This is a genomic window from Streptomyces sp. NPDC051136 (assembly GCF_044455745.1).
Lineage (GTDB): Bacteria > Actinomycetota > Actinomycetes > Streptomycetales > Streptomycetaceae > Streptomyces.
The window spans coordinates 235,746-260,355 of the sequence record NZ_JBITFE010000004.1; the positions used below are offsets into that span (position 1 = coordinate 235,746).

Genomic DNA, 24,610 nt, shown 5'->3' on the forward strand with positions numbered 1-24,610 from the left:
CTCACGCCTCCTCCGGGCGGTGCACGACGAACGGTCTGAGGTTTCCCTGCAGCCCCCACGGTCCGCCCGCGACGCCGACACCGCTGTCCTTGGCGCCCGCGAAGGGCTGAGCGAGGGAGAGTTCGGCATGGTGGTTGATCCAGGCCGTTGCGCACTCCAGGCGGTCGGCGACGGCCGCGGCCAGGTCGGTGTCGGTGCCCCACACCGAGCCGCCCAGTCCGAAGCCGGTGTCGTTGGCCGCCCGGACGGCCTCGTTGAGGCTGTCGTACGGCAGGACGGGCAGGACCGGGCCGAACTGCTCCTCGGTCACCACCGGGCTGTCGGCCGGTACGTCGGCCACGATCGTCGGGGCGAAGAAGTACCCCGGCCGGTCCAGGCGGTGTCCACCGGCCGCGGCTCGGCCGCCGTCCGCCAGGGCGCGGGCCGTGAGGTGCTCGACGCGGGCGAGTTGCGGGGCGTTGTTGACCGGCCCGATGCGCGAGGCCGCGTCGAGTCCGGGTCCGACGGCGGTGGTGTCCGCCCGGTGGGCGAGGGCCTCCACCACGTGGGCGTAGAGCCGGGCGGGCGCGTAGACCCGTTTGACCGCCATGCAGACCTGGCCGCAGTTGCGGAACGCCGCCCAGAACAGCCGGTCCGCGATCTTGTCCACGTCGACGTCGTCGAGCAGGACGGCGGCGTCGTTGCCGCCCAGTTCCAGGGTGACGCGGGCGAGGGTGGCCGCCGCGCCCGCGGCGACGGCCCGTCCCGTGGCCGCCGACCCGGTGAAGGTCACGTGTCGGATCCCCGGGTGCGATGCGAGACGGGCGCCGAGCGGCTCCCTTCCGGTGACGATCGTCAGTACGCCCTCGGGCAGGGCGCCGGCGAGCACGGACCCCAGCATCCGGGTGGCGAGGGGGGTGAACGGTGAGGGTTTGAGCACCACCGTGTTGCCCGCGGCGAGGGCGGGAGCGAACTTCGCCGACGCCAGTTGCAGGGGGAAGTTCCACGGGACGATCGCGGCGACGGGCCCGATCGGCCGCCACCGCAGCCGGCTGTGCACGGGGCGGCCGTCCTCGATCGGCTGCGTCCCGGTGTCGAGCCCTGCGTAGTAGCGCAGCCGGGCAGCCGTGCGCGCCACCTCCGCGTGCGACTCGGTCAGCGGTTTGCCCTGTTCGCGGGTGAGGAGCGGGGCGAGAGCGGCGGCGGCCGCGTCGACGGCGTCCGCCGCCGCGAGCAGCGCCGTCCTGCGGGCGACCGGGTCGGCCCGCCAGTCCTGCCAGGCCGCCTGGGCCCGGCCGACGACCGCGTCCAGCTCCTGCGGCCGCCGGTCGGGAGCCTCGTCGAAGGCTTCCCCGGTCGACGGGTCGACGACGGCGAAGTACCCGTTCCGGTCACCGGGAGCGTACGGGGTGGGTCCGGCTGCCAGGGTCATGGTCAGCTCTGTACGGCGACGGCCGCGTGCTCGCGGACGTGCCGGTCCATCTCCGCCCGGAAGGCCGCCACCAGGTGCGGCTGGATCCGGCCCGTACTGCGGTCCCCCCGCTCGCAGACCGCGCCGCGCACTCCGACGATGTCCGTCTCGATGCGGGCCAGTTCGCCCAGGTCGCCGGTCTTGACGCTGCCCGCGAGCGCGGCGAGGAGACCCGCGTCGTGGGCCCGTCGTACGAACTCGGCGCACATGTCGGGCGGCACGTGGTCGAACAGCCGCGTCCCGTCCTTGATCGCGGTGTCGAGCATGGCGGCGTCGGAACCCGAACGGCGCGCGATGTCCGGCAGCGCGAGCGGGTTGACACAGCCGATGCGGTGGGCGTCGGCGTATCCCGAGGCGACGACGAAGGCGTCCGCCCGGTGGTCCTTCACCGCCCGGACGACCCCGCGCATGACCTCCACGGCCTGCTCGGGCGTGGCGCATCCGTAGAGGCCGACCTTGATGTAGGTGGCCCCGGACACGGCGGCGCCGAGCGCCGCCTGGGCCACCGTGCCGGGCTTGTACGGCACGTCCCCCACGGTGGCGGAGACCGGCTTGTCCGCCGGGACCGCCGCGCGGATCTCCCTGATGACCCACGGGTAGTTGGCGCCGAGCGAGCCCTCGTCGGGCTTCTTGACGTCGACGATGTCCAGGTGCTCGGCCGCCTTCGCGCAGTCGAGGGCCTCGTCGACACCGTCCGGAGAAATGAGCAGCAACAAGGTTGAGTCCTTTCCCCCGCCCACCCGTCTGCCCCGAGAACGGATGCGCGGATTCGCCTGGCTCACATGCGGTCCGCACATCATTTCCCGGGGTGTCACGTCTCGGCAGGGCGCGCACGTGACATACGGATCACAGCCACCGGTCGCCCGCGCCCCGCACAACGCGCCGTCTGCGCTGGACCGCCCGCGCAGGCCGGCTCGAACGGTCGTCCGAGGACCGCACGGAGCGGGAGTCCCCGCGCATCAGGTGCCGGGACTCCGAGGCCAGCGAGCGCCGGTCAGCTCCGCGGAGCGTTCCCAGACGCGCCGTGCCTCGTCCGTGCTCCGCAGGCGGCTGTAGAGCTTCTGCCGCGCGGGAGGGCCGCCCAGGTGGCCCGGGCCTGCGGGGCCGTACAACGCTCCGCCTTCGGCGTCCGGCGACGTGGCCGCGTACAGCGCGGGGAGCTGCGCGGTGCGGACCGTGCCGAGGAGGATGCCGCGGGCGGACAGGGCCCGGATGACGCGTACGCCCGGGGTGTCCTTGACGCGGCCCACCTCGGGGCGGGCGGCGAGCAGGTTCGTGGGGGCGACGCCCGGGTGGGACAGGTTGCTGGTGATGCCCCAGCCGCCCGCCTCGCTGCGGCGGTCGAGCTCCAGCCCGAAGAGTCCGCACGCGATCTTCGACTGGCTGTAGGCGCGCCCGCCGTTGTAGGAGCGTTCCCAGTCCAGGTCGTCCCAGTTGATGGCGTTCCGGTCGGCCGCGATGCTGATCTGCGAGGTCACCCGGGCCCGCCCGGCCCGCAGCAGCGGGAGCAGGTGGGCGACGAGGGCGAAGTGCCCGAGGTGGTTGGTGCCGAACTGCAGCTCGAAACCGTCGTCGGTCGTCTGCCGCCCGGGCGGTGTCATGACGCCGGCGTTGTTCACGAGCAGGTGGATCGGGCGGCCTTCCCCCAGCAGGTCCCGGCCGAGGGCGGCCACGGAGGTGAGCGAGGACAGGTCCAGCGTCCGCAGGGACACGTCCGCGCCGGGCACCCGGGTTCCGATCGCATCGAGAGCCGCCTCGCCCTTGCGCGGGTTGCGCACCGGCAGGAGCACCTCGGCACCGGCGGCCGCCAGGCGGGTCGCGATGCCGAGTCCGATGCCGTCGCTGGCGCCGGTGACGACCGCGCGCCGGCCGGACAGGTCGGGGACGGTGATGTCGAAGTCGGTGCGTGGCACGGGCCGCTCCTCGGGTGTCGTTGCTCGCCGGCGGTGTCGTCCCTTCCACGGTGGCCGGACCGGCCGACGCGGTACAGGGCCTGCCGATCCCCTGATCCGGCGGCCGGGGTACGCCGCTGTCCCGCCCTTTTCGCAGGTCGTCCACGGTGTCGGGGCAGCCTGCGGCCGTCCAGGTCACCGGAGAGGGGGATCGGCGATCCGTGGCTGGGCGGCCCGCGGCGGCCCGGGAGGGCGGCGCGAGGCGGTAGAAAGGGAAGCGGCCCGAAGGAGAGCACCCATGGAGATCGACCGGAGCGGGCTCGCGGCCTTCCTGCGGCGCCGGCGGGAGCTGCTGCAACCCGAGGACGTCGGACTTCCGCGGGGACAGCGCCGCAGAACCCGTGGCCTGCGCCGCGAGGAGGTCGCGGCGCTGTGCCACATGTCGACCGACTACTACGCGCGCCTTGAGCGGGAGCGCGGCCCGCAGCCCTCACAGCAGATGGCCGCCTCCCTCGCCCAGGGCCTGCACCTGTCCCTGGACGAGCGCGACCACCTGTTCCGCCTGGCCGGGCACCACCCGCCCGTGCGCGGGGCGGCGGGTGAGCACGTGGGCCCCGGTCTGCTGCGCATCCTCGACCGCCTGGCCGACACCCCCGCCGAGATCGTCACCGAACTCGGGGAGACCCTGCGGCAGACGCCGCTGGGCGTGGCCCTGACCGGCGACGCCACGCGGTTCACCGGACCGGAACGCAGCATCGGCTTCCGCTGGTTCACCCTGCCGGCCACCCGCGCCCTGTACGCGCCGGAGGACCACGCCCTGCTCTCCCGTACGTTCACGTCCGGACTGCGCCAGGTCGTCACGGTGCGGGGCCCGGACTCGCGGGCCGCGCACTACGCCCGGCTCCTGCAGGAGCGCAGCGAGGAGTTCCGCACCCTGTGGGACACCCACGAGGTGGGCGTCCGCCCCCACCAGGTCAAACGCTTCCGCCATCCCGAGGTCGGGCTCCTTGAGCTGCACTGCCAGACCCTGCTCGATCCCGAGCAGTCGCACCACCTGCTCGTCTACACGGCAGCGCCCGGCTCCGAGAGCCACGACAAGCTGCGCCTGCTGTCCGTCGTCGGCGCCGAGGCGGTCGGCTGACCCTGCCCGCCGGCCGGCCGTGCCCTCGGCCGGCCGTGCCCGCCGGCGGCCGGGTGGCCGACCGGCGCACCTCACCGCCCGGTACGGCGCGGTGCGGTGCGGGAACACACCGGCCGGGCGCACTGTTGTCGCCGGATGCGGAACGGAGGCGGAACGGTGCACGGTGAGTACAAGATCCCCGGCGGCAAGCTGGTCGTCGTGGACGTCGAGGTGGACGGCGGCGCCCTGCGGCACGTGCGGGTGGCGGGTGACTTCTTCCTGGAACCGGACGAGGCGCTGGACGCCGTGAACCGTGCGCTGGAGGGAGCCCCGGCGGACACCGACGCGACCGGACTCGCCGCGCGCGTCGACGCGGCCGTCCCGGAGGGCACCGTCATGTACGGGCTGACCTCGGAGGGCGTCGGCATCGCCGTACGCCGGGCGCTCGCGCACGCCACGGACTGGACGGACTACGACTGGCAGCTGATCCACGAGGGCCCCGAGGCCCCCGCCCTGCACATGGCCCTCGACGAGGTGCTCACCGCCGAGGTCGCCGCGGGCCGGCGTCCGCCGACGCTGCGGGTGTGGGAGTGGGGCGCACCGGCGGTGATCATCGGCAGCTTCCAGTCGCTGCGCAACGAGGTGGACCCCGAGGGCGCCGCCCGGCACGGCATCGAGGTGGTGCGCCGTGTCTCCGGCGGCGGCGCCATGTTCGTGGAGCCCGGCAACACGATCACGTACTCCCTGTCCGTGCCGGAGGCGCTGGTGCAGGGCCTGTCCTTCCAGGACAGCTACGCCTACCTCGACGACTGGGTGCTGGGCGCGCTCGGCGAGATGGGCATCCGCGCCTGGTACCAGCCGCTGAACGACATCGCCACCGACCAGGGCAAGATCGCGGGCGCGGCCCAGAAGCGCATCGTGGGCCCGGGCGGAGGCCCGGGTGCCGTACTGCACCACGTGACCATGTCGTACGACATCGACGCCGACAAGATGCTGGAAGTCCTGCGCATCGGGCGGGAGAAGATGTCCGACAAGGGCACCGGGTCCGCGAAGAAGCGGGTGGACCCGCTGCGCCGTCAGACCGGGCTGGCGCGCGAGACGGTGATCGAGCGGATGGTGGCCTCCTTCGCCACCCGGTACGGACTGACCCGGGGCAGGGCGACGGACGAGGAGCTGGCCCGGGCCCGGGAGCTGGCCCGCACGAAGTTCTCCTCCTCCGAGTGGACTGCCCGGGTGCCCTGACGCCCGCGAGCCGCCGGCGGGCTCATGTGCCGCGCACCGAGACCAGTCCCGACTCGTAGGCGAACACCACGAGTTGGGCCCGGTCGCGGGCCCGCAGCTTGGTCATCGCCCGGCTGATGTGCGTCTTGGCGGTCAGCGGGCTGATCACCATGTGCGCGGCGATCTCCTCGTTGGTCAGACCGCGCGCGGCGAGCGCGGTGACCTCGCGCTCCCGGCGGGTGAGGGAGTCCAGGGCGGGCGCGGTGGACCGGTCGGGCGGCCGGGCGACGAACTCGCCGATCAGGGTGCGGGTGACCGACGGGGAGAGCAGCGCCTCCCCGTGCGCGACCACGTCGATGGCCTGGAGCAGGTCCGCGGGCTCGGTGTCCTTGAGCAGGAAGCCGCTGGCGCCGGCTCGCAGCGCGTCGAAGACGTACTCGTCGAGGCCGTAGTTGGTGAGGATGACGACGCGTACGGTCGCGAGGGCCGGGTCCGCGGCAATGCGGCGGGTGGCCTCGATGCCCGACATCACGGGCATCTGCACGTCGACCAGTGCCACGTCGGGCACCTGGGCCCGCACCAGCGCCACCCCTTGTTCCCCGTCGGCGGCCTCGCCGACCACCTCGATGCCCTCCTCCGCGTCGAGCAGGGCCCGGAATCCGGCCCGCATCAGCGCCTGGTCGTCGATGAGCGCGACCCGGACGACGCCGCTCATACCGCCTCCTCCAGCGGCAGCCGTACGTGGACCGAGAAGCCGCCCTCCGGGCGCGGGGCGGCGCGCAGGGTGCCGCCGAGGGCGGCGACGCGTTCGCGCATGCCGGTCAGGCCGGTGCCCGGCACCGGCGGGCGGTCCGGGTCGGCGCCACCGTCGTCGTCCACGGCCATCGTCAACTCCCCGGGTTGACCACTCGTCTTCCGCGTGCCGTAGTCGATGCGGACCCGCACCTCGGCCGGCCCCGCATGCCGCGCCGCGTTGGTGAGGGCTTCCTGCACGATGCGGTACGCGGCCCGGTCGACGGCCCGGGGCAGCGGGCGCTCGTCCCCGGTGACCAGGAGGTCGACGGCCAGCCCCGCAGCGCGGGCCCGTTCGACGAGTTGCGCCGGGGTGCCGGTGGGTACGTCGGCCCGCAACACCTGAAGGGCGGAGCGCAGCTCGCGCATCGCCTCTCCACTGGCCTCCTGGATGGCGAGCAGCGCGGGCGGCACCTCGTCGCCCCGTTTGCGGGCCAGGTGGACGGCGACGCCGGCCTGGAGCTTGACGATGGAGATGCTGTGCGTCAGCGAGTCGTGCAACTCGCGGGCGATCCGCAGCCGTTCCTCCCCGGCGCGGCGCAGTGCCGCCTCCTCCCTGGTGCGCTCCGCCTCCAGGGCACGCTGCTCGGTCTGGCGCAGGTAGGCCTGCCAGTTCCGGTCGGCGAGGCCGGTCACCACGGCGCACAGGAACCAGCCGGCGAGCAGTCCGGCCCGCTCGGCCGCGTTCTGTGTGCCGGGCCCGGTGGCCACGTACCCGGCCAGGAACACGGCGCTGCCGGCCGCCGCGAGACCCCGGTGGCCGACCCGGGCCGCCGTGTGCACGGCGCCCAGCACGGGCAGCGCGCAGAGCGGTCCCGGATCCGCGTGCACGACATACGCCGTGCCGAGGACGACGGCGGCCGCCAGCACCGCGCGCGGGGCGGCGCGGTGGAAGGCGAGTGCCGCCGAGGCGAGGAGGACGAGCAGGTGGTCGAGCGCCGTGGTGCCGTCGTCGAAGGCGGCCACCGCCGTGCCGAGGGCACCGACCACGGCCGCGAGGACCCCGTCGGCGATCCGTTCGCGCTCGATCTGACGCCCGCTCATGTCCGCAGCCTAGACGAGGGCGGCGACCGCGGCGTCGGCCCTGTGGACGGCATGTGGACTACTCCCCGGGAAGTAGCCGGCCCCGCGACCCGGCCCCGGGGGCGCAGCGCCGATCGCATCCGGCCGTACGACGACCCGGTGCGCCCCGGCGACGCACGATGCCTTCCATGCCCACACCCTTCCGTCACACCGAACCGCTGCCGCCGAGGGCGGCCACCGGCCGCGTCGCCGAGGTCTACGCGCAGGCCGCGCGGGACTTCGGCATCCCCGAACCCGCCCCGTTCGTCGTCCTGTCCTCCGCGCCGGCCCTCGTCGCACCGGCCTGGGCGCTGATGCGTGAGTCCCTGATCGCCGGCCCGGGCGACCGGACCGGCAAGGAGGTCGCCGCCTTCGGGGTGTCGCAGGCCAACAAGTGCCGGTTCTGCATGGACGCGCACGTCATGCTGCTGCACGCCACCGGCGACCACGCGCTGGCCGAGCGTCTCGCCCGGGGCCTGGAGCCGGCGGACGAACGGCACGCGCGCGTCCTCGGCTGGGCGCGGCGCACCCGTGTCCCGGGCGCCGCGCCGGAGCCGTTCCCGTTCCCGCCCGAGGAGGCCGCCGGCTACCTCGGCACCGTGCTGGCCTTCCACTTCATCAACCGCGTCGTGTCGTCCCTGGTGACCGAGAGGCTGCTCCCGGCCGACGCGCAGCGGCTGCGTCCGGTACGCAGCCTGGCGGGCCGGTCGCTGTCCCGCACCGTGCGCAGGCCCGCCGTGCCCGGCGCTTCCCTGTCCCTGCTGGACGACCCCGGCCGGGGACCGGCATGGGCGGCGGGCACCCCGGTCGGCCCGGCCTACGCCGCGCTGAGCGCCACCGCCACGGCGGGCGCCGGTCTCCTCGACGCCTCCGACCGGGACCTCGTACGCACCACGCTGCGTGACTGGGACGGCTCGCACCCCGCGCCGACGACGGACCCGTTCCCCGACCGCGCGGAGCGGCCCGGCGCGCGGCTGGCGCTGCTGGCGGCGCTCGCGCCGTACCGGATCACGGATGCGGACGTGGCCGCGTGGCGCCGCCCCGAGCACACCGACCACGGCCTGGTGCACCTCGTCGCGTACGGCGCGTTCGCCGCGGTGGACCGTGTCGAGACCGGCCTGACCGCCCCCGGAACCCGGCCCGCCGTCCGGGAGACCTCGTGACCGTCCTACGGCGGCCGGTCCGGTCGACGCCTTCGCCGTAGCGGGGCGCCGCACGGGGGTGTCGGCGACGGCGTGGCCTTCCCGGCGTCGCCGACGCCCGGGGCGGCCCTCCCCGCCGGGCGGCCGGCCGGCGGTTCCGTACGCCTGTGTCACCGCGCGGCCACGGACCGAGTTCGCCCTTCCGCCCCACGGGGACTCGTGTGAGACTGGCGTCCCGTCCGCGTGCGGGCACCCTCCGCACCGTCCCCCACGAGAAGTGCGCCGTGCGTTCCCTTCCTCTGCCGCTCGCCCTGACCGCCCGTCTGGCACCGGTCGCCGTGCTCGCCACGGCGGGCTGGGCGCTGTCGTCCGGGCCGGACACGTCACCGGCCGCGAAGGACGGGACGGCGCCGCCCGACACCACCGGCAGATCGGCGTCCGCACCGGCGACCCGGCCGGCGGCCAGGGCGTACGCCACCGCTCCGGCGCCGTGCACGAGCCTGGCCGGCAAGACGATCACCTCGCTGGTGCCGGGCGCGAAGGCGGCCGGCAAGGAGATCCCGTCCACCGACACGAAGGTGCGCCGCACCTGTTCCTGGAACGCGCTCAAGGGCTACGACTACCGCTGGCTCGACGTCTCCTTCGAGGTGCTCCGGACGGACGAGGCGGCGCAGAAGTCCTACAAGGAGCGCGTCGCCGACCGCAGCGGCGGCGGTGACGTCCCGGGGCTGGGCGACAGCGCCTACTCAGTCGTGAACCTCACCACGGAGGACAAGCAGCAGACCCGCGAGGGCACGGTCCTGGTCCGCGCCTCCAACGCCCTGGTGATGATCACGTACAACGGCAGCGACTTCGAGTCGAAGAAGGCTCCCGCCACCACCGAGATCAACAAGGGCGCCATCAAGGCGGCCAAGGAGGCCGTGGCCGCCTTGCAGGACGGCTAGGCGGTTTCGTTCGGATCAGTCGGTCGTCGGTCCGGATGTTGCCGGCATCCACAAACGGCAGCGGCATCCCGGGTGTTGTGCTGGGCAAAGGCCCACAGCGCAAGTCCGAGGCAGCTGAACGCGGCACCCAGCGCACACACGGCGCCCCAGCCAGCCAGCGTGTAGAGGAAGGTCGCGGCGATGGCGCCGGTGGCGCTGCCTGTCGAGTAGAAGACCATGTATCCGCCGATCAGTCGGCTGCCCGCGTCCGGGTGCAGCGCGTAGATCAGGGTCTGGTTGGTGACGTGGACCGCCTGCACGGCGAGGTCGAGAAGTATCACTCCGACGAACAGGGCCCAGAGGGAACTGCGGGTGAAGGCCAAGGGCAGCCACGAGGCGGCGAGAAGTGCCAGGCCGAGACCGGTGGTCCGCCCGGAGAGCCCGCGGTCGTTCAGGCGGCCCGCCACGGTCGCGGCCAGGGCGCCGGCGACACCGATCAACCCCAGTGCCCCGATCGCGCCGTGGGACAGGAAGTACGGGGCCTCACTGAGGGGCAGTGCGATGCTGCTCCACAGCGTGCTGAAGGCGGAGAAGATCAGCAGACCCAACAGGGCCCGGAGCCGTAGCAGTCGCTCCCGTGCGAACAGGGTGATCGTGGAGCGCAGGAGCTGCCCGTAGCGCAGGGCTGTCTGCTCAGTGCCACTGTGGCGTGGCAGCACTCGGCACAGGACCAGGGCGAGCAGCGCGGTGAGCGCCGCCGAGGCGAGGTAGACGGAACGCCAGCCCGCGAGATCGGCCAGGAGTCCGGATGCGGTGCGGGCAAGCAGGATTCCGATGACCACCCCGCTGGTGACCAGACCGACGACGCGTCCGCGCTCGGCGGGAGTGGCCAGCGATGCGGCGAACGCCACCAGAGTCTGTGTGACGACCGCGAGAAGCCCCACCGCGGCCATGCCCGCGAGCAGGATCGCTGCCGTGTGGGCGGCAGCCACCACGGCCAGGGCCACCACGAGGAGCAGCAGCTGGACCGCGATGAGCCGTCTGCGGTCGGCCACGTCGCCGAGCGGCACGAGGAAGAAGAGCCCCAGCCCGTATCCGATCTGCGTGAGGGTGACCACGCTGCCGACAAGCGCCGGGCTCATGGCGAGGTCGTGGCCCATGGTCACCAGGAGCGGCTGGGAGAAGTAGACGTTGGCCACTGCGGCCCCGCATGCGGCGGCGAACAACACGACGACGCCACGGGACAGGACGAACGCGGCACCTTCCCCGCTCCGGGCCTGGGACCGTCGTGTCACAGCCTTACCTGTGCCCGGCATCAGTACTCCCCGCGCATCTGGTTTTAACTTGCTACCATCAGTGACGGTAACTACATCGGTAGCATGTTGCAACCATCGTGAGAGAGGGACGCCATGGTGACCAGGACGCGCTTCGACGACAGCGAATGTCCCGTCGCCCGGTCGGTGGACGCGATCGGCGACTGGTGGTCCCTGCTGATCGTGCGGGACGCCTTCGACGGAAGCCGGCGCTTCGGGGAGTTCCAGCGCAGCCTGGGCGTGGCGAAGAACATCCTCGCCACGCGACTGCGCGCGCTGGTCGCCGGCGGTGTCCTCGAAACCGTCCCCGCCTCGGACGGCAGCGCCTACCGCGAGTACGTACTGACTCCGAAGGGCAAGGCGCTCTTCCCCGTGATCGTGGCACTGCGGCAGTGGGGAGAACAGAACTTCTTCGCTCCCGGCGAACCCCACTCACAGTTGGTCGACCGCCGGCAGGGACAGCGTCTGCGCCCGCTGGAAGTGATGTCTGCGGACGGGCAACGGCTGGACCCCGACGACACCGTCGTCCACAAGATCTCCACTCAGTGATCCGGGCCGGCGCCCCGACGTCGACACACGGAGCGGCAACTCCCCCGCGCCTCCCGCCCGCTGGCCGGCGAGGTTCCTGGAGATGAACGCGTCCGGCAGCGCTGGGCCATCGCCCGGGCCCGGCTACTCATGTCTGGAGGCCGCGAACCGCCCGCCGCACCTACGCGGGACTCCACCAACGTGGAGTCGCACTTCGGCATCGGCTACGCGGGAGACATCGCCCGGTACATCGGCACCGAGACCCGCGCCGACGCCAGCGCGGCCACCAGCAAATGGACCGTTCGACGCGGCAGCGCACTTGTGGGTCCGTACTGCAACTCCTACCTCTGGCGTGACCCGAGTCTTTTCGGGGGGATAACCCCACCCGGTTCCGGGGCTTTTCCGCAGTGTGCTGAGATGTCCGCCGCCCTAGCGTGCGAACATGCCAGTTCTCAGACTTCTCAGGGCCTCCGCGGCATGCGCGACGGTGATCGCCGCCATCGCGACGACCACCGCCAACGCCGCCGAGCTTGACCCGTTAGCCCGCTTTCACGGCCAGCACGTCGTCTGGCACCCTTGCGCCCTCGGCGCCGACGACGAGCTCGGACGGCATCTGGACGCTGCCGGTGCTGACTGCGCAGACATCAGCGTGCCGCTCGACTACGCCGACCCCGGCGGTCGCACGATCACCGTCGCCATATCGCGCCTGAAGGCCACCGACAACGCCCACCGTGTCGGTCCGCTGCTGCTCAACGACGGGGGACCGGCCGGCCCCAGCCTCCACATGCCACTGACCAAGTCGGAGGTGATGGGAGAGGTCGCTGACCGCTACGACCTGATCGGCATGGACCCGCGCTTCGTCGGACGGAGCACGCCGCTGGACTGCGGCTGGAACCTCGGTTCGGCTCCCCTGCGCTCGGCGGGCGCCGACCGGGTGGCGTATCGCCAGGAGGTCACCGTCGCACGCGACCTGGCCAGGCGGTGTGAACGTGCCCGCGGCGACGTGCTGCCGTATGTCACCAGCCGCAACACCGCTCGCGACATGGACGTCATCCGCGCCGCCCTCGACGAAGACGCCCTCTCCTACCTCGGTTACTCCTACGGCAGTTACCTCGGCGAGGTCTACACACAGCTCTTCCCGGGCCGCACGGATCGCATGGTGCTCGACGGCGTCATGTCCCCGAAGCTCTACAACCACACCCTGCTGCGCGGCACTGAGGCGGCCAACGAAGCGGCTCTGCGCGCCTGGGCGTCGTGGGCCGCCGCCCGGCACGGCGCCTACGGGCTGGGCGCCACGCGCGCCGAGGTCCTGGCGACAGTCGAGCACATCCTCGACGCCGCCGGGCGGAAGCCGCTGCGGATCGGGCAGACGTACCTGCTGGACGAGCACGTCCTCCCCACCGTCCTCATCGGTGGCCTCGGCAGCGACCTGAACGAGCGGCGCGCCGACCTGGCCGCGACCGTCCGCCTCCTGGCGCGCGCCGCGGACCGGGAACCAACCGAGCCGTCCGAAGCACTCGCCGGTCAGCTGGAGTTCCTGCTGACCGAGGCAGGCTCGGCCGCCGCCAGCCAGATGACCGCGATCATCTGCGGCGACGTGGCCGAGCGGCGAGGCGTCGGCACCTACTGGCGTACGGTCCAGGCTTCCCGCGAGCGGTTCCCCCTCGCCGGGCCGCTGGCCGAAAACATCACCCCCTGCGAGTTCTGGCGCCGGCCTGCCGAGACGCCGACCGCGCTCGACAACGACGTACCCGCCCTGCTCGTCGCCGCCACCGGCGACCCCCGCACTCTCTACGCCGGCGCCGAGGCCATGCGCGAGCAATGGCCGAGCTCCCGGCTGCTCACCATGGAGGGCGCCCGCCAGCACGGCCTGTACGGCGAATACGGCAACGACTGCATCGACGAACGCGTCAACGCCTACCTCCGCACAGGGCAGCTCCCCGCACGCGACCTGACGTGTGAGGCGTAGCCTCGGCAGCGCTCCCGGCGTGCCACGCCTGCGCCCGAGCAATCCCTAGATCTCAGGTACTCCGGGTGCTGCTCGACCGGCTCCGCGACACAGTAGTCCTCGCCTACGACCGTCCACGTAACGCCTTCCCCCGTGACCACCCGCTGCGCAGTCGCCACCGCCACCCGATCCGTCGTCACTGTCAGCGGCAGCTCAGCGATACACCGGATAACGCACCGCTCACAGAACCCGCCGTGTCCGCGTCCGGTAACGGTCGAAGGCTGGCCAGGACCCGGCGACGTGGATGCCGCCGGTCGAGGCCTACTGGTGCCGGTACGCGACGGACTGGCGGGCCCGGGTGAGGGTCAGGCGTTGACGGCCGGGATGACCTCGGTGCCGTAGATGTCGATCACGGCTTCCTGCGCGTCGTGCATGTCGTACAGCGCGAACTGGTCGACGCCGAGGGCGCGCAGGGCGGTCAGCTTCTCGATGTGCTTGCCGACCGGGCCGATCAGGCAGAACCGGTCGACGATCTCGTCCGGCACGAACCGGGTGTCGGGGTTGCCGCTGCGCCCGTGGTGGGCGTAGTCGTAGCCCTCGCGGGCCTTGATGTAGTCGGTGAGTTCGTCGGGTACGGCGCCGGTGTGGGCGCCGTACTTGGCGACCAGGTCGGCGACGTGGTTGCCGACCATGCCGCCGAACCAGCGGCACTGCTCGCGGGCGTGGGCGAGGGCCTCGGGCGAGTCGTCGGCGGTGACGTACGCCGGAGCGGCGACGCAGACGGTCACCTCGGACGGGTCGCGTCCGGCGGCCCGGGCGGCGTCGCGGACGGCCTTGACCATGTACTCGGTGAGGTAGAGGTCGGCGAGCTGGAGGATGAAGCCGTCGGCCTCCTCACCGGTCATCCTGAGGGCCTTGGGGCCGTAAGCGGCCATCCACACGGGGACTTCGGCGCCGGGCCTGATCCACGGAAACCGGACGACGGTGCCGCCGCCGAGGTCGGCCTCCTCTCCCCTGCCGAGTGCCCGGATGACCTTGATGGCTTCGCTCATCCGGGCGAGGGTGTTGGGCTTGCGTCCGGCGACCCGCATCGCGGAATCGCCGCGGCCGATGCCGCAGACGGTGCGGTTGCCGAACATGTCGTTGAGGGTGGCGAAGGTGGAGGCGGTCACCTCCCAGGTACGGGTGCCCGGGTTGGTGACCATCGTGCCGATCTTCAGGGTGCTGGTGTGGGCCAGGACCTGGCTGTAGATGACGAACGGTTCCTGCCACAGCACGGCGGAGTCGAAGGTCCAGCCGTGGCTGAAGCCGTTGTGCTCGGCCCGTTTCATCAGGTCCACGACGCGGGAGGCCGGGGGGTCGGTCTGCAGGACGAGTCCGAAGTCCATGGTCACCGCTCCTAGTTCAGGTACTGGCAGGTGGCGCGCGGGGTGTAGACGCCGTGACCCTTGCGTCCGGTGTACTCCCGCTCGGTGACGACCGGTTCGCCGCGCGAGAGCACGGTCTCCACCCGGCCGGTGATCCGCCGGCCCTCGTACGCCGAGTAGTCGACGTTCATGTGGTGGGTCTCGGCGGAGACGACCTGCTCGGCGTGCGGGTCGTAGACGACGATGTCCGCGTCCGCGCCGGGGGCGATGGTGCCCTTCTTCGGGTAGAGGCCGAACATGCGGGCCGGGGTGGCGCAGGCGATCTCGATCCAGCGGCGGCGGCTGATGTGGCCGTCGACGACGGCCTGGTGGAGCAGGTCCATGCGGTTCTCGACGCCCGGCATGCCGTTGGGGATCTTGGAGAAGTCGCCGCGGCCCAGTTCCTTCTGCCCGCTGAAGCAGAAGGGGCAGTGGTCGGTCGAGACCACCTGGAGGTCGTTGGTGCGCAGGCCGCGCCACAGGGCCGCCTGGTGTTCCCGCGGCCTGAGCGGGGTGCTGCACACGTACTTGGCGCCCTCGAAGCCGGGCTCGGCGAGGTTGTCGGTGGACAGGAACAGGTACTGGGGGCAGGTCTCGCCGAAGACGGGCAGCCCCTCGTCGCGGGCCCGGGTCAGTTCGGCGACCGCCTCCGTCGCGGAGACGTGCACGACGTACAGCGGCGCGCCGGCGACCTGGGCGAGCCGGATGGCGCGGTGGGTGGCCTCGGCCTCCAGGAGGGCCTTGCGGACCTCGCCGTGGAAGCGGGGGTCGGTCTCGCCGCGGGCGAGGGCCTGCTCGACGAGGACGTCGATGGCGATGCCGTTCTCGGCGTGCATCATGATCAGGCCGCCGTTGCCGGCGGCGCGCTGCATGGCGCGCAGGATCTGGCCGTCGTCGGAGTAGAAGACGCCGGGGTAGGCCATGAACTGCTTGAAGGAGGTCACCCCTTCCTCCACCAGCAGGTCCATCTCCTTGAGCGTCTCCTGGTTCACGTCGGAGACGATCATGTGGAAGCCGTAGTCGATCGCGCAGTTGCCCTCGGCCTTGGCGTGCCAGGCGTCGAGCCCCTCGCGCAGGGAGTGCCCGACGCTCTGGATCGCGAAGTCGACGATGGTGGTCGTGCCGCCCCAGGCGGCGGCGCGGGTGCCGGTCTCGAAGGTGTCGGCGGCGTAGGTGCCGCCGAAGGGCATCTCCATGTGGGTGTGCCCGTCGACGCCGCCCGGGATGACGTACTTGCCGCGCGCGTCCATCACGCGCTCGGCCGTGAACGCCTCGGCCGCCGGGGTGCCGGTGGCGGCGAGGGCGGCGACTCGTCCGCCCTCGACCAGGACGTCGGCGTGCATCTCGTCGGACGCGGTGACGACGAGGCCGCCGCGGATGACGGTACGGCTGCTCATGCTGCTGTTCCCTCCTGTCGGGGTTCCCCGGTGGGTCAGGGCGCGGTCAGCGGGGAGTAGGCGCCCGGAGCGCGGTCGCGGTAGACCTGCCGGCGGTCGCGGACCTCGTGCGGCTTGTCCGTGTCGGGGTCCCGGAGGACGAGTTCGGTCTCCGGCCGCGCGAGGTGGCCGACGGGTTGAGGACGATCTCGGCGCCTTGCCCGCCGGGCATCACGCCGACGTCGGCGCCCTCGGTGACGTGCACCCAGCGCACGGGCCGGTCGAGGCGGTGCGCCCCGGCCACCACCTCGGGCCGTCCGGCCCGCACCCGCTCCGGGCCGAGGACCTGACGGACCGGCAGGGCGGGCTCCCAGGGCCGCGGGAGCGGGGTCTGCGCGGTGGTGGTCATGGCGGCGCCTCCTGGTCCGGGACGCGGTGCGCGGTACTCAGATGCTCCGCAGGGCGCGTTCGAGGATCGCGGCGCCCTCCTCGGCCTCGGCGACGGTGAGGGACATCGGCGGGGCGACGCGCAGGACGCTGGTGCTGTGGCCGCCGCCCTTGCCGACGAGCAGCCCGCCGGCGCGGGCCTCCTCCAGCACGGCGGTCGCCGCCTCGGGGGCGGCCTCGTCGGTGCCGGGCCGGGTCAGCTCGACGCCGATCATCAGCCCCCGTCCCCGCACCTCGCGCACGTGCGGCACCTGGGCGGCGACGGCGCGCAGCCGTTCGATGAGCAGTCCGCCGACGCGCCGGGCGTTGCCCTGGAGGTCGTGTTCCAGGAGGTGGTTGAGGTTGGCGAGGCCCGCGGCCATGGTGACCTGGGTGCCGCCGAAGGTGGAGATGCTGTTGGCGTCCAGGCAGTTCATGATCTCGGCGCGGGCGATGACGCCGCCGATCGACATGCCGTTGCCGATGCCCTTGGCGAAGGTCACGATGTCGGGCGGCCCGTTCCTGCCGTGGGCCTGCCAGCCCCAGAAGTGCTCGCCGGTGCGGCCCCAGCCGGTCTGCACCTCGTCGGCGATCCACAGGATGCCCCGCTCGTGCAGCACCTCGCGGAACGCGGCGTACAGGCCGTCGGGCGGGGAGGTGAACCCGCCGACGCCCTGGACGGGTTCGGCGATCAGCGCGGCGGGGGCCCGGATGTGGCCGAGGAGGTCCTCCAGGTCGGCGACGCAGGCGTCGATGAAGTCCCGGTCGTCCAGGTGGGCGTAGGGGCCGCGGGTGCGGACGCCTCCGTGGACGTAGAGGGTCTGGAGCGGGGACAGCGAGGTCGGGGACCAGCCGCGGTTGCCGGTGATGCCGACGGCGCTGAAGGAGCGGCCGTGGTAGCTGTTGCGCATCGCGAGGATCGCGTTGCTGCGGCGGTGGGCGGTGGCGAGCAGCAGTGCGGTGTCGTTGGCCTCGGTGCCGGAGGTGGTGAAGAAGACGCGGGCGTCGGGGATGCCGGAGACGTGGGCGACGCGCTCGGCGAGTTCGACCATGGGCCGGTTCAGGTAGAGCGTCGAGGAGTGGTTGATCCGTCCGGCCTGCTCGGCGACGGCCTTGGTCACCTCGGGCAGGGCGTGCGCGGTCATCGTGGTGAGGATGCCGCCGAAGAAGTCCAGGTACTTGTTGCCGGCGGCGTCCCAGACGTGCCGGCCCTCGCCGTGGGTGATCTCCAGCGGGTCCTCGTAGTAGAGGGCGAGCCAGTCGGGCAGGACGGCGCGGTGGCGGGCGAAGAGGTCACGGTTCACGGCCGCACCAGCCCCTCGTAGGCGTCGGGACGGCGGTCGCGGTAGAAGGCCCACTGCTGCCGGACCTCCTCGATGAGGCCGAAGTCCAGGTCCCGGACGACGAGTTCCTCCTCGGTGTCGCTGGCCGTCCCCCCGACGAACTGCCCGCGCGGGTCCACGAAGTACGAGGTCCCGTAGAAGTCGTTGTCCCCGTACTCCTCGACGCCGACGCGGTTGATGGCGGCGACGAAGTACTCGTTGGCGACGGCCGCGGCGGGCTGTTCGAGCTGCCACAGGTGGGCGGAGAGGCCGCGGTGGGTGGCCGAGGGGTTGTACACGAGCTGGGCGCCGCCGAGGCCGAGCTGGCGCCAGCCCTCGGGGAAGTGGCGGTCGTAGCAGATGTAGACGCCGACCTTGCCGACGGCGGTGTCGAAGACCGGCCAGCCCAGGTTGCCGGGGCGGAAGTAGAACTTCTCCCAGAAGCCCTTGACCTGGGGGATGTGGTGCTTGCGGTACGTGCCGAGGACGGTGCCGTCGGCGTCGATCACGGCCGCGGTGTTGTAGTAGAAACCGGACTGCTCGACCTCGAAGACGGGGACGACGATCACCATGCCCGTCTCGCGGGCCAGTGCCTGCATACGGCGGGTGGTGGGGCCGTCGGGCACCGGTTCGGCCCAGCGGTAGTGCTCGGGGTCCTGGACCTGGCAGAAGTAGGGGGCGTTGAAGACTTCCTGGAACCCGATGACCTTGGCACCGCGCCGGGCGGCCTCGCGGGCGTGCTCCTCGTGTTTCGCCACCATGGACTCGGTGTCGCCGGTCCAGGTGGCCTGGACGAGAGCGGCACGTACGACGTTGGTCATGAGCTGCTCCTTCGACACGACGTCAGAGCCTCTACGCCCGTAGAGCGGGCGGTAGAGGGACGAACGTAAGCCTGGCCGTGGGGGCTTGCCAAGACCATCGTCGTCAAGGCGCGGTGTCGATCATGTTTCGCACCCCTGTGGGTGAGTGCGGGGCGGATCAGGCCGGCAGGGGCGCGCACCTGCCCACCAGCTCGTCCATGGACAGGCCCAGCGCGCCGGCCAGCGCGGCCACCGTGAAGAACGCCGGGGTGGGCGCCCGGCCGGTCTCGATCTTGCGCAGCGTCTCGGCGGAGATGCCGGCCTCGGCGGCGACGGCTGTCATGCTCCGCTCACCGCGGGCCGCACGGAGCAGGCGGCCGAGCTGCTCGCCGCGCTCACGCTCTTCGGGGGTCAGGGGTGTGCGCACCATGGCGTCATTCTAATACCGCACCCGAGGAAGGGAACCAATTCAAATACCGGTATAGTAATTGGCATGGTGGAACTGAAGACGGACTCATCGATCGACGCCATGCACGCGGCCGGCCAGGTCGTCGCGCGGGCCCTGACCGCCGTACGGCGGGCGGCGGACGTGGGGGTGTCCCTGCTGGAGCTGGACGCGGTGGCGCACGGGGTGCTGCGGGAGGCGGGCGCGGGCTCGCCGTTCCTGGGGTACCGGCCCTCCTTCGCGCCGACCCCCTTCCCGGGCGTCATCTGCGCCTCGGTGAACGACGCGATCGTGCACGGCATCCCGGACGGCTACCGGCTGCGCGACGGCGACCTGGTCTCCATCGACTGCGGCGCCCTCCTGGAGGGCTGGGCGGGCGACTCGGCGTTCAGCTTCGTCGTGGGCACCCCGCGCCCGGCCGACGTGGCGCTGATCGAGACCGCGGAGCGGGCCCTGGCGGCGGGCATCGAGGCGGCCGTCGTCGGCAATCGCGTCGGCGACATCGCCCACGCCATCGGCACGGTGTGCCGGTCGGCCGGGTACGGGATCATGGAGGACTTCGGCGGCCACGGCATCGGCCGGCACATGCACGAGGACCCGGGGGTGCCCAACGAGGGCCGCCCGGGGCGCGGGCTCCCGCTGCGGCACGGCATGGTCCTCGCCATCGAGCCCATGCTGCTCGCCGGCGGCCGGGACGACTACCACGCGGCTCCCGACGGGTGGACCCTGCGCACCAACGACGGCTCCCGGGCGGCGCACGTGGAGCACACCGTGGCGATCACGGAGAGCGGCCCGCGGGTCCTGACGTCGCGGGACGGCCTCTGAGCCGCGGGGTCCCCCTCCCCGGCCCCCGAGCGGCCGCTCACCGGCCCCCGGCGCCCGCCCGGTGCCCGCCCGGCAGACCCCTCCGCGCTCCCGGCTCCCCGGCATGCCCGCCGGGACAGAACGTGTCATGTTGGGCATGACCGCGCCCCGTCCGGGTTACCCGGCCCCGGCACGTCGATCAGCGATGCAGCGGAGGTCCGTACACGATGACCAGCGGCAGCGGCTACATGGGCCCGGAGGGCGACCCGTTCGCGGAGTTCCTGGCACGCTTCTTCGGCGGGCCCAGGCCCCGGCAGATCGACATCGGCCGACTGCTCAGCCAGCCCGCCCGGGAGCTCGTGCGCGGCGCCGCCCAGTACGCCGCCGAGCACGGCAGCCGTGACCTGGACACCGAGCACCTGCTGCGGGCCGCGCTCGCCACCGAGCCGACCCGGGGGCTGCTCAGCCGGGCCGGGGCCGACCCCGACTCGCTGGCGTCGCAGATCGACGAGCGGACCGGCCCGGTGCAGCACCCGCCGGGCGAGGTCCCGCCGCCCACGTCGCTCTCGCTCACCCCGGCCGTCAAGCGCGCCCTGCTGGACGCGCACGAGCTGGCCCGCTCCACCGGCACCGGCTACATCGGCCCCGAGCACGTGCTCAGCGCCCTGGCCGCCAACCCGGACTCGGCCGCCGGGCACATCCTGAACGCGGCCCGCTTCGCGCCCTCCAGCATGCCCACGGAGTCGCCGGAGGCCGCCAAGGGCCGCACCGAGAGCGCCAGGGCCACGAACACGCCGACCCTCGACAAGTACGGCCGCGACCTCACCGACCTGGCCCAGCAGGGCCGGATCGACCCGGTGATCGGGCGTGAGGAGGAGATCGAGCAGACCGTCGAGGTGCTCTCCCGGCGCGGCAAGAACAACCCCGTCCTGATCGGTGACGCCGGCGTCGGCAAGACCGCCGTGGTGGAGGGGCTGGCGCAACGCATCACCGACGGCGACGTCCCCGATGTCCTGCTCGGGAGGCGGGTGGTCGCCCTCGACCTGACCGGCGTGGTCGCCGGCACCCGCTACCGGGGCGACTTCGAGGAGCGGATGAACAACATCGTGGGCGAGATCCGGGCCCACTCCGACCAGCTGATCATCTTCATCGACGAGCTGCACACCGTCGTCGGCGCCGGCGGGGGCGGCGAGGGCGGTTCGATGGACGCCGGGAACATCCTCAAGCCGGCCCTGGCCCGCGGCGAGCTGCACATCGTGGGCGCCACCACGCTGGAGGAGTACCGCAGGATCGAGAAGGACGCGGCCCTCGCCCGCCGCTTCCAGCCCATCCTGGTGCCCGAGCCCAGCCCCGCCGACGCGATCGAGATCCTGCGCGGCCTGCGCGACCGGTACGAGGCCCACCACCAGGTCCGGTACACCGACGAGGCACTGGTGGCGGCCGTCGAGATGTCCGACCGCTACCTCACCGACCGGCGGCTGCCCGACAAGGCGATCGACCTGATCGACCAGGCGGGCGCCCGGGTGCGGCTCCAGTCGCGCACCAAGGGCACCGACGTACGGGCGCTGGAGCGGGAGGTCGACCAACTGGTCCGGGACAAGGACCAGGCCGTCGCGGACGAGCAGTACGAGCAGGCGACGCAGCTGCGCGACCGGATCGTGGAGCTGAAGCAGCGGATCACCGAGGCCACCGGTGACGGCGAGGCCGACGAGGGGCTGAAGCTGGTCGTGGGCACCGAGTCCATCGCCGAGGTGGTCTCCCGGCAGACCGGCATCCCGGTCAGCAGCCTCACCCAGGAGGAGAAGGACCGCCTGCTGGGTCTGGAGTCCCACCTGCACGAGCGGGTGGTCGGCCAGGACGAGGCGGTGCGGGTCGTCTCCGACGCGGTGCTGCGCTCGCGCGCCGGGCTCTCCAGCCCCGACCGGCCCATCGGCAGCTTCCTCTTCCTCGGCCCGACCGGCGTCGGCAAGACCGAGCTGGCCCGGGCGCTGGCCGAGGCGCTGTTCGGCAGCGAGGACCGGATGGTCCGCCTCGACATGAGCGAGTACCAGGAGCGCCACACCGTCAGCCGCCTGGTCGGCGCCCCGCCCGGCTACGTCGGGCACGAGGAGGCCGGCCAGCTGACCGAGGTGGTGCGCCGCCACCCGTACTCGCTGCTGCTGCTCGACGAGGTGGAGAAGGCGCACCCGGACGTCTTCAACATCCTGCTCCAGGTCCTGGACGACGGGCGGCTGACCGACTCGCAGGGGCGGACGGTGGACTTCTCCAACGCGGTCGTCGTGATGACCAGCAACCTGGGCTCCGACGTGATCACCCGGCGCGGAGCCGGCATCGGGTTCGGCTCGGGCGGTGCGGAGGCGGACGAGGAGGCCCGGCGCGAGCAGGTGCTGCGCCCGCTGCGCGAGCACTTCCGGCCCGAGTTCCTCAACCGCGTCGACGAGATCGTGGTCTTCCGGCAGCTCAGCGGCGAGCAGCTGCGGCAGATCACCAACCTGCTGCTCGAGCAGACCCGGCGCATGGTGCACGCGCAGGGCATCACCGTGGACTTCACCGACGCGGCCGTGGACTGGCTCGCCGAGCGCGGCTACCAGCCCGAGTACGGCGCCCGTCCGCTGCGCCGCACGATCCAGCGCGAGGTCGACAACCAGCTCTCCCGGCTGTTGCTGGACGGCCGTGTCGCCGACGGCGGCCGGGTGACGGTCGACGTCGAGGACGGGCGGCTGGCGTTCCGGACGCCGGAGCGGCCCGTCCCCGAACTGTGACTACCTCCGGCGCACCGGGTCGGCCACCATGGCCGATCCGCCGCCGCGCCGTACCTTCTCGGCCGCGGCCAGCCACTTGCCGTCGGCCAGGCGCTGCACCGCGGTCGCGGCGCCGATCTCGGGGTTCGGTTTGAAGGAGTGCCCGAGGGCCTCCAGCTCCGCCCGCAGGGCGCTGTCGTAGAGGCCGGGTTCCAGCTCCGTCTGGGCGGCGTTGCGCTGACTGGCGCGCGGCGCGGCGATCGCGTCGACGAGCGGGAGGCCGCGGTCGAGGAATCCGGTGAGGGTCTGGAGCACCGTGGTGATGATGGTGGCACCGCCGGGCGAGCCGAGGGCGACGACCGGCTTGTGGTGGCGGTCCAGGACGATCGTCGGCGCGATGGAGGAGCGCGGGCGCTTGCCGGGACCGGGCAGGTTCGGGTCGTGCACGGCCGGGTTGGCCGGGGCGAAGGAGAAGTCCGTCAGCTCGTTGTTGAGCAGGAAGCCCCGCCCGGGCACGGTGATGCCGCTGCCGCCGGTCTGCTCGATGGTGAGCGTGTAGGCGACGACGTTGCCCCACTTGTCCGCCGCGGTGAGGTGCGTGGTGTTCTCGCCCTCGTACGTCGTCGGCGCCGCCGTGCCGCCGCCCGCGCAGCGGCCCGGGTGCCTCGGGTCGCCGGGGGCGAGCGGGCTGGTGAGCACCGCGTCGTCCTTGATCAGGCACGCGCGCGAGTCGGCGTACCGCTGCGACAGCAGCTCCTTCGCCGGGACGTCCTCGAAGGCCGGGTCCCCGACCCAGCGCCCGCGGTCGGCGAAGGCGATGCGGCTGGCCTCGATGTAGCGGTGCAGGTAACCGGCCCGGTCCGCGGCGGAGAGGTCGGTGCGCTCCAGGATGTTGAGGGCTTCGCCGACGGTGGTGCCGCCGGAGGAGGACGGTGCGATGGAGTACACGTCGAGGCCCCGGTACGAAGTCCTGGTCGGCGCCTGGAACTTGGCCTCGTAGGCCGCGAGGTCCCTGGCGGAGAGGTCGCCGGGGCGGGCGTTCCAGCCGGAGGCCGGGTCCACGGGCGGCTTGTTGACGGTGTCGACGATCTCCTCGCCGAGCCGGCCGTGGTAGATCGCGCCGACGCCCTCGCGGCCCAGCTCCCGGTACGTGCGCGCCAGGTCGGGGTTCTTGAACGTGGAGCCCACGACCGGGAGTTCGCCGCCGGGCAGGAACAGCTCGGCGGTGTCGGGGAAGGAGCGGAACCGCTGCTCGTTGGAGGCGGTCTGGGAGCGGAAGGTCTCGTCGACGGTGAAGCCGTGCCGGGCGAGCCGTTCGGCCGGTTCGAGCACGGTGGAGAGCTTCCGGCTGCCCCACCGGTCGAGCGCGGCCTGCCAGGTGGCCGGAGTGCCCGGGGTGCCCACGGCCAGGCCGCTGGTGACGGCGTCGGCGAAGGCGAGCGGCTTGCCGTCCTCCGTGAAGAGCTTCTCGTCTGCGGTGAGCGGCGCCGTCTCGCGGCCGTCGATGGTCCGCACGGTGCGGGTCCTGGCGTCGTAGTAGACGAAGTAGCCGCCGCCTCCGATCCCGGCCGAGTAGGGCTCGGAGACACCGAGCGCGGCGGCGGTGGCCACGGCGGCGTCGACGGCGTTGCCGCCCTTGCGGAGTACCTCGATACCGGCGGCGGAGGCGTCCCGGTCGACGCTGGCGACCGCGCCGCCGTATCCGACCGCCACCGGGGTCTTCCGGTCGGCCGGCCCGTTCTGCGGCGTGGGCGGCGCGGCCGCCCCCACCGACACCACCACGGCGGCCGAGACCGCCAGGACCGTCAGATTCCGTGCGACAGGGCGACGCATCCGCACCTCCAGGGAGAGCCGTTCGGGCAGCTTAGTTGATCGTCATGGCCGCGTCAGGAGCACACC

Annotated in this window: 20 protein-coding genes and 2 pseudogenes; 8 read left to right on the forward strand and 14 right to left on the reverse strand. The window is 72.7% G+C overall.

Features of this window, described 5'->3' with window-relative positions; all coding sequences use genetic code 11:
* Nucleotide 1: 1 nt before the first annotated feature.
* From ACIBCJ_RS13550 to ACIBCJ_RS13560, 3 genes are all read right to left on the reverse strand, one after another.
* Nucleotides 2-1,411 (reverse strand): aldehyde dehydrogenase family protein, encoded by a 1,410-nt coding sequence (locus ACIBCJ_RS13550; protein WP_365978110.1) that lies wholly within the window; start codon nt 1,409-1,411, stop codon nt 2-4.
* A gap of 2 nt (nt 1,412-1,413) precedes the next feature.
* On the reverse strand, nt 1,414-2,166 hold the full coding sequence (locus tag ACIBCJ_RS13555) for a (5-formylfuran-3-yl)methyl phosphate synthase (RefSeq protein ID WP_365978111.1): 753 nt from the start codon (nt 2,164-2,166) through the stop codon (nt 1,414-1,416).
* 243 nt (nt 2,167-2,409) lie between these two features.
* Nucleotides 2,410-3,363: an SDR family oxidoreductase gene (locus ACIBCJ_RS13560; RefSeq protein WP_365978112.1), complete on the reverse strand. Its 954-nt coding sequence runs from the start codon at nt 3,361-3,363 to the stop codon at nt 2,410-2,412.
* Between the two features lie 277 nt (nt 3,364-3,640).
* Here ACIBCJ_RS13560 and ACIBCJ_RS13565 point away from each other — a divergent pair, with 277 nt between their 5' ends.
* Nucleotides 3,641-4,483, forward strand: a complete 843-nt coding sequence (locus ACIBCJ_RS13565; protein WP_362093540.1) for a helix-turn-helix transcriptional regulator — start codon at nt 3,641-3,643, stop codon at nt 4,481-4,483.
* A gap of 156 nt (nt 4,484-4,639) precedes the next feature.
* Nucleotides 4,640-5,704 carry a lipoate--protein ligase family protein gene (locus ACIBCJ_RS13570; RefSeq protein WP_362093537.1) on the forward strand — a complete coding sequence of 355 codons (1,065 nt, stop codon included), beginning with the start codon at nt 4,640-4,642 and terminating at the stop codon, nt 5,702-5,704.
* 22 nt (nt 5,705-5,726) lie between these two features.
* Here the strand turns inward: ACIBCJ_RS13570 and ACIBCJ_RS13575 are convergent, their stop codons facing one another.
* Both ACIBCJ_RS13575 and ACIBCJ_RS13580 read right to left on the reverse strand, forming a co-directional pair.
* The gene (locus tag ACIBCJ_RS13575) at nt 5,727-6,398 is read right to left on the reverse strand and encodes a response regulator transcription factor (RefSeq protein ID WP_365978113.1); all 672 of its coding nucleotides are present in this window, start codon (nt 6,396-6,398) and stop codon (nt 5,727-5,729) included.
* Nucleotides 6,395-7,519 (reverse strand): sensor histidine kinase, encoded by a 1,125-nt coding sequence (locus tag ACIBCJ_RS13580; protein ID WP_365978114.1) that lies wholly within the window; start codon nt 7,517-7,519, stop codon nt 6,395-6,397. Before ACIBCJ_RS13580 ends, ACIBCJ_RS13575 begins: the two co-directional genes overlap by 4 nt.
* Before the next feature lie 167 nt (nt 7,520-7,686).
* On the opposite strand from ACIBCJ_RS13580, the gene ACIBCJ_RS13585 reads away from it, so the two are divergent.
* A complete protein-coding gene (locus tag ACIBCJ_RS13585) occupies nt 7,687-8,700 on the forward strand; it encodes a carboxymuconolactone decarboxylase family protein (protein WP_362504573.1) in 1,014 nt (337 codons plus the stop codon).
* 263 nt (nt 8,701-8,963) lie between these two features.
* Nucleotides 8,964-9,623: a hypothetical protein gene (locus ACIBCJ_RS13590; RefSeq protein ID WP_365978115.1), complete on the forward strand. Its 660-nt coding sequence runs from the start codon at nt 8,964-8,966 to the stop codon at nt 9,621-9,623.
* On the opposite strand, the gene ACIBCJ_RS13595 is transcribed toward ACIBCJ_RS13590, so the two are convergent.
* Complete coding sequence (locus ACIBCJ_RS13595) at nt 9,620-10,918, reverse strand: MFS transporter (RefSeq protein WP_365978116.1); 1,299 nt, start codon at nt 10,916-10,918, stop codon at nt 9,620-9,622. The two genes, ACIBCJ_RS13590 and ACIBCJ_RS13595, sit on opposite strands and share 4 nt — an antisense overlap.
* Before the next feature lie 93 nt (nt 10,919-11,011).
* On the opposite strand from ACIBCJ_RS13595, the gene ACIBCJ_RS13600 reads away from it, so the two are divergent.
* Entirely contained in the window at nt 11,012-11,464 is a 453-nt protein-coding gene (locus ACIBCJ_RS13600; protein ID WP_362093518.1) for a helix-turn-helix domain-containing protein, read from the forward strand.
* Between the two features lie 421 nt (nt 11,465-11,885).
* Nucleotides 11,886-13,412: an alpha/beta hydrolase gene (locus ACIBCJ_RS13605; protein WP_365978117.1), complete on the forward strand. Its 1,527-nt coding sequence runs from the start codon at nt 11,886-11,888 to the stop codon at nt 13,410-13,412.
* A gap of 344 nt (nt 13,413-13,756) precedes the next feature.
* Here ACIBCJ_RS13605 and ACIBCJ_RS13610 read toward each other — a convergent pair whose 3' ends face one another.
* The 7 genes and pseudogenes from ACIBCJ_RS13610 to ACIBCJ_RS13640 all read right to left on the reverse strand — a co-directional run bounded on the left by ACIBCJ_RS13610 (nt 13,757) and on the right by ACIBCJ_RS13640 (nt 19,151).
* A complete protein-coding gene (locus ACIBCJ_RS13610) occupies nt 13,757-14,779 on the reverse strand; it encodes a TIGR03842 family LLM class F420-dependent oxidoreductase (protein ID WP_362504562.1) in 1,023 nt (340 codons plus the stop codon).
* A gap of 11 nt (nt 14,780-14,790) precedes the next feature.
* The gene (hydA, locus tag ACIBCJ_RS13615; protein WP_365978118.1) at nt 14,791-16,194 is read right to left on the reverse strand and encodes a dihydropyrimidinase; all 1,404 of its coding nucleotides are present in this window, start codon (nt 16,192-16,194) and stop codon (nt 14,791-14,793) included.
* A gap of 35 nt (nt 16,195-16,229) precedes the next feature.
* Nucleotides 16,230-16,373 (reverse strand): annotated as a pseudogene (locus ACIBCJ_RS13620) (acyltransferase); the annotation flags it as partial.
* Nucleotides 16,349-16,582, reverse strand: a pseudogene (locus ACIBCJ_RS13625) (PucR family transcriptional regulator); the annotation flags it as partial. The pseudogenes ACIBCJ_RS13625 and ACIBCJ_RS13620, both read right to left, overlap by 25 nt.
* Nucleotides 16,583-16,619: 37 nt before the next feature.
* Complete coding sequence (locus tag ACIBCJ_RS13630) at nt 16,620-17,903, reverse strand: aspartate aminotransferase family protein (RefSeq protein WP_365978119.1); 1,284 nt, start codon at nt 17,901-17,903, stop codon at nt 16,620-16,622.
* Nucleotides 17,900-18,742 (reverse strand): nitrilase-related carbon-nitrogen hydrolase, encoded by an 843-nt coding sequence (locus ACIBCJ_RS13635; protein WP_365978120.1) that lies wholly within the window; start codon nt 18,740-18,742, stop codon nt 17,900-17,902. Before ACIBCJ_RS13635 ends, ACIBCJ_RS13630 begins: the two co-directional genes overlap by 4 nt.
* Nucleotides 18,743-18,899: 157 nt before the next feature.
* Complete coding sequence (locus tag ACIBCJ_RS13640) at nt 18,900-19,151, reverse strand: helix-turn-helix domain-containing protein (RefSeq protein ID WP_164419973.1); 252 nt, start codon at nt 19,149-19,151, stop codon at nt 18,900-18,902.
* A 63-nt stretch (nt 19,152-19,214) separates the two neighbouring features.
* On the opposite strand from ACIBCJ_RS13640, the gene map reads away from it, so the two are divergent.
* Nucleotides 19,215-19,991: a type I methionyl aminopeptidase gene (gene map / locus ACIBCJ_RS13645; protein ID WP_362093500.1), complete on the forward strand. Its 777-nt coding sequence runs from the start codon at nt 19,215-19,217 to the stop codon at nt 19,989-19,991.
* Nucleotides 19,992-20,197: 206 nt separating this feature from the next.
* Complete coding sequence (locus ACIBCJ_RS13650) at nt 20,198-22,732, forward strand: ATP-dependent Clp protease ATP-binding subunit (RefSeq protein ID WP_362093497.1); 2,535 nt, start codon at nt 20,198-20,200, stop codon at nt 22,730-22,732.
* Here ACIBCJ_RS13650 and ggt read toward each other — a convergent pair whose 3' ends face one another.
* Nucleotides 22,733-24,544: a gamma-glutamyltransferase gene (ggt, locus tag ACIBCJ_RS13655; protein WP_365978121.1), complete on the reverse strand. Its 1,812-nt coding sequence runs from the start codon at nt 24,542-24,544 to the stop codon at nt 22,733-22,735. It abuts the gene before it with no gap.
* Nucleotides 24,545-24,610 lie beyond the last annotated feature (66 nt).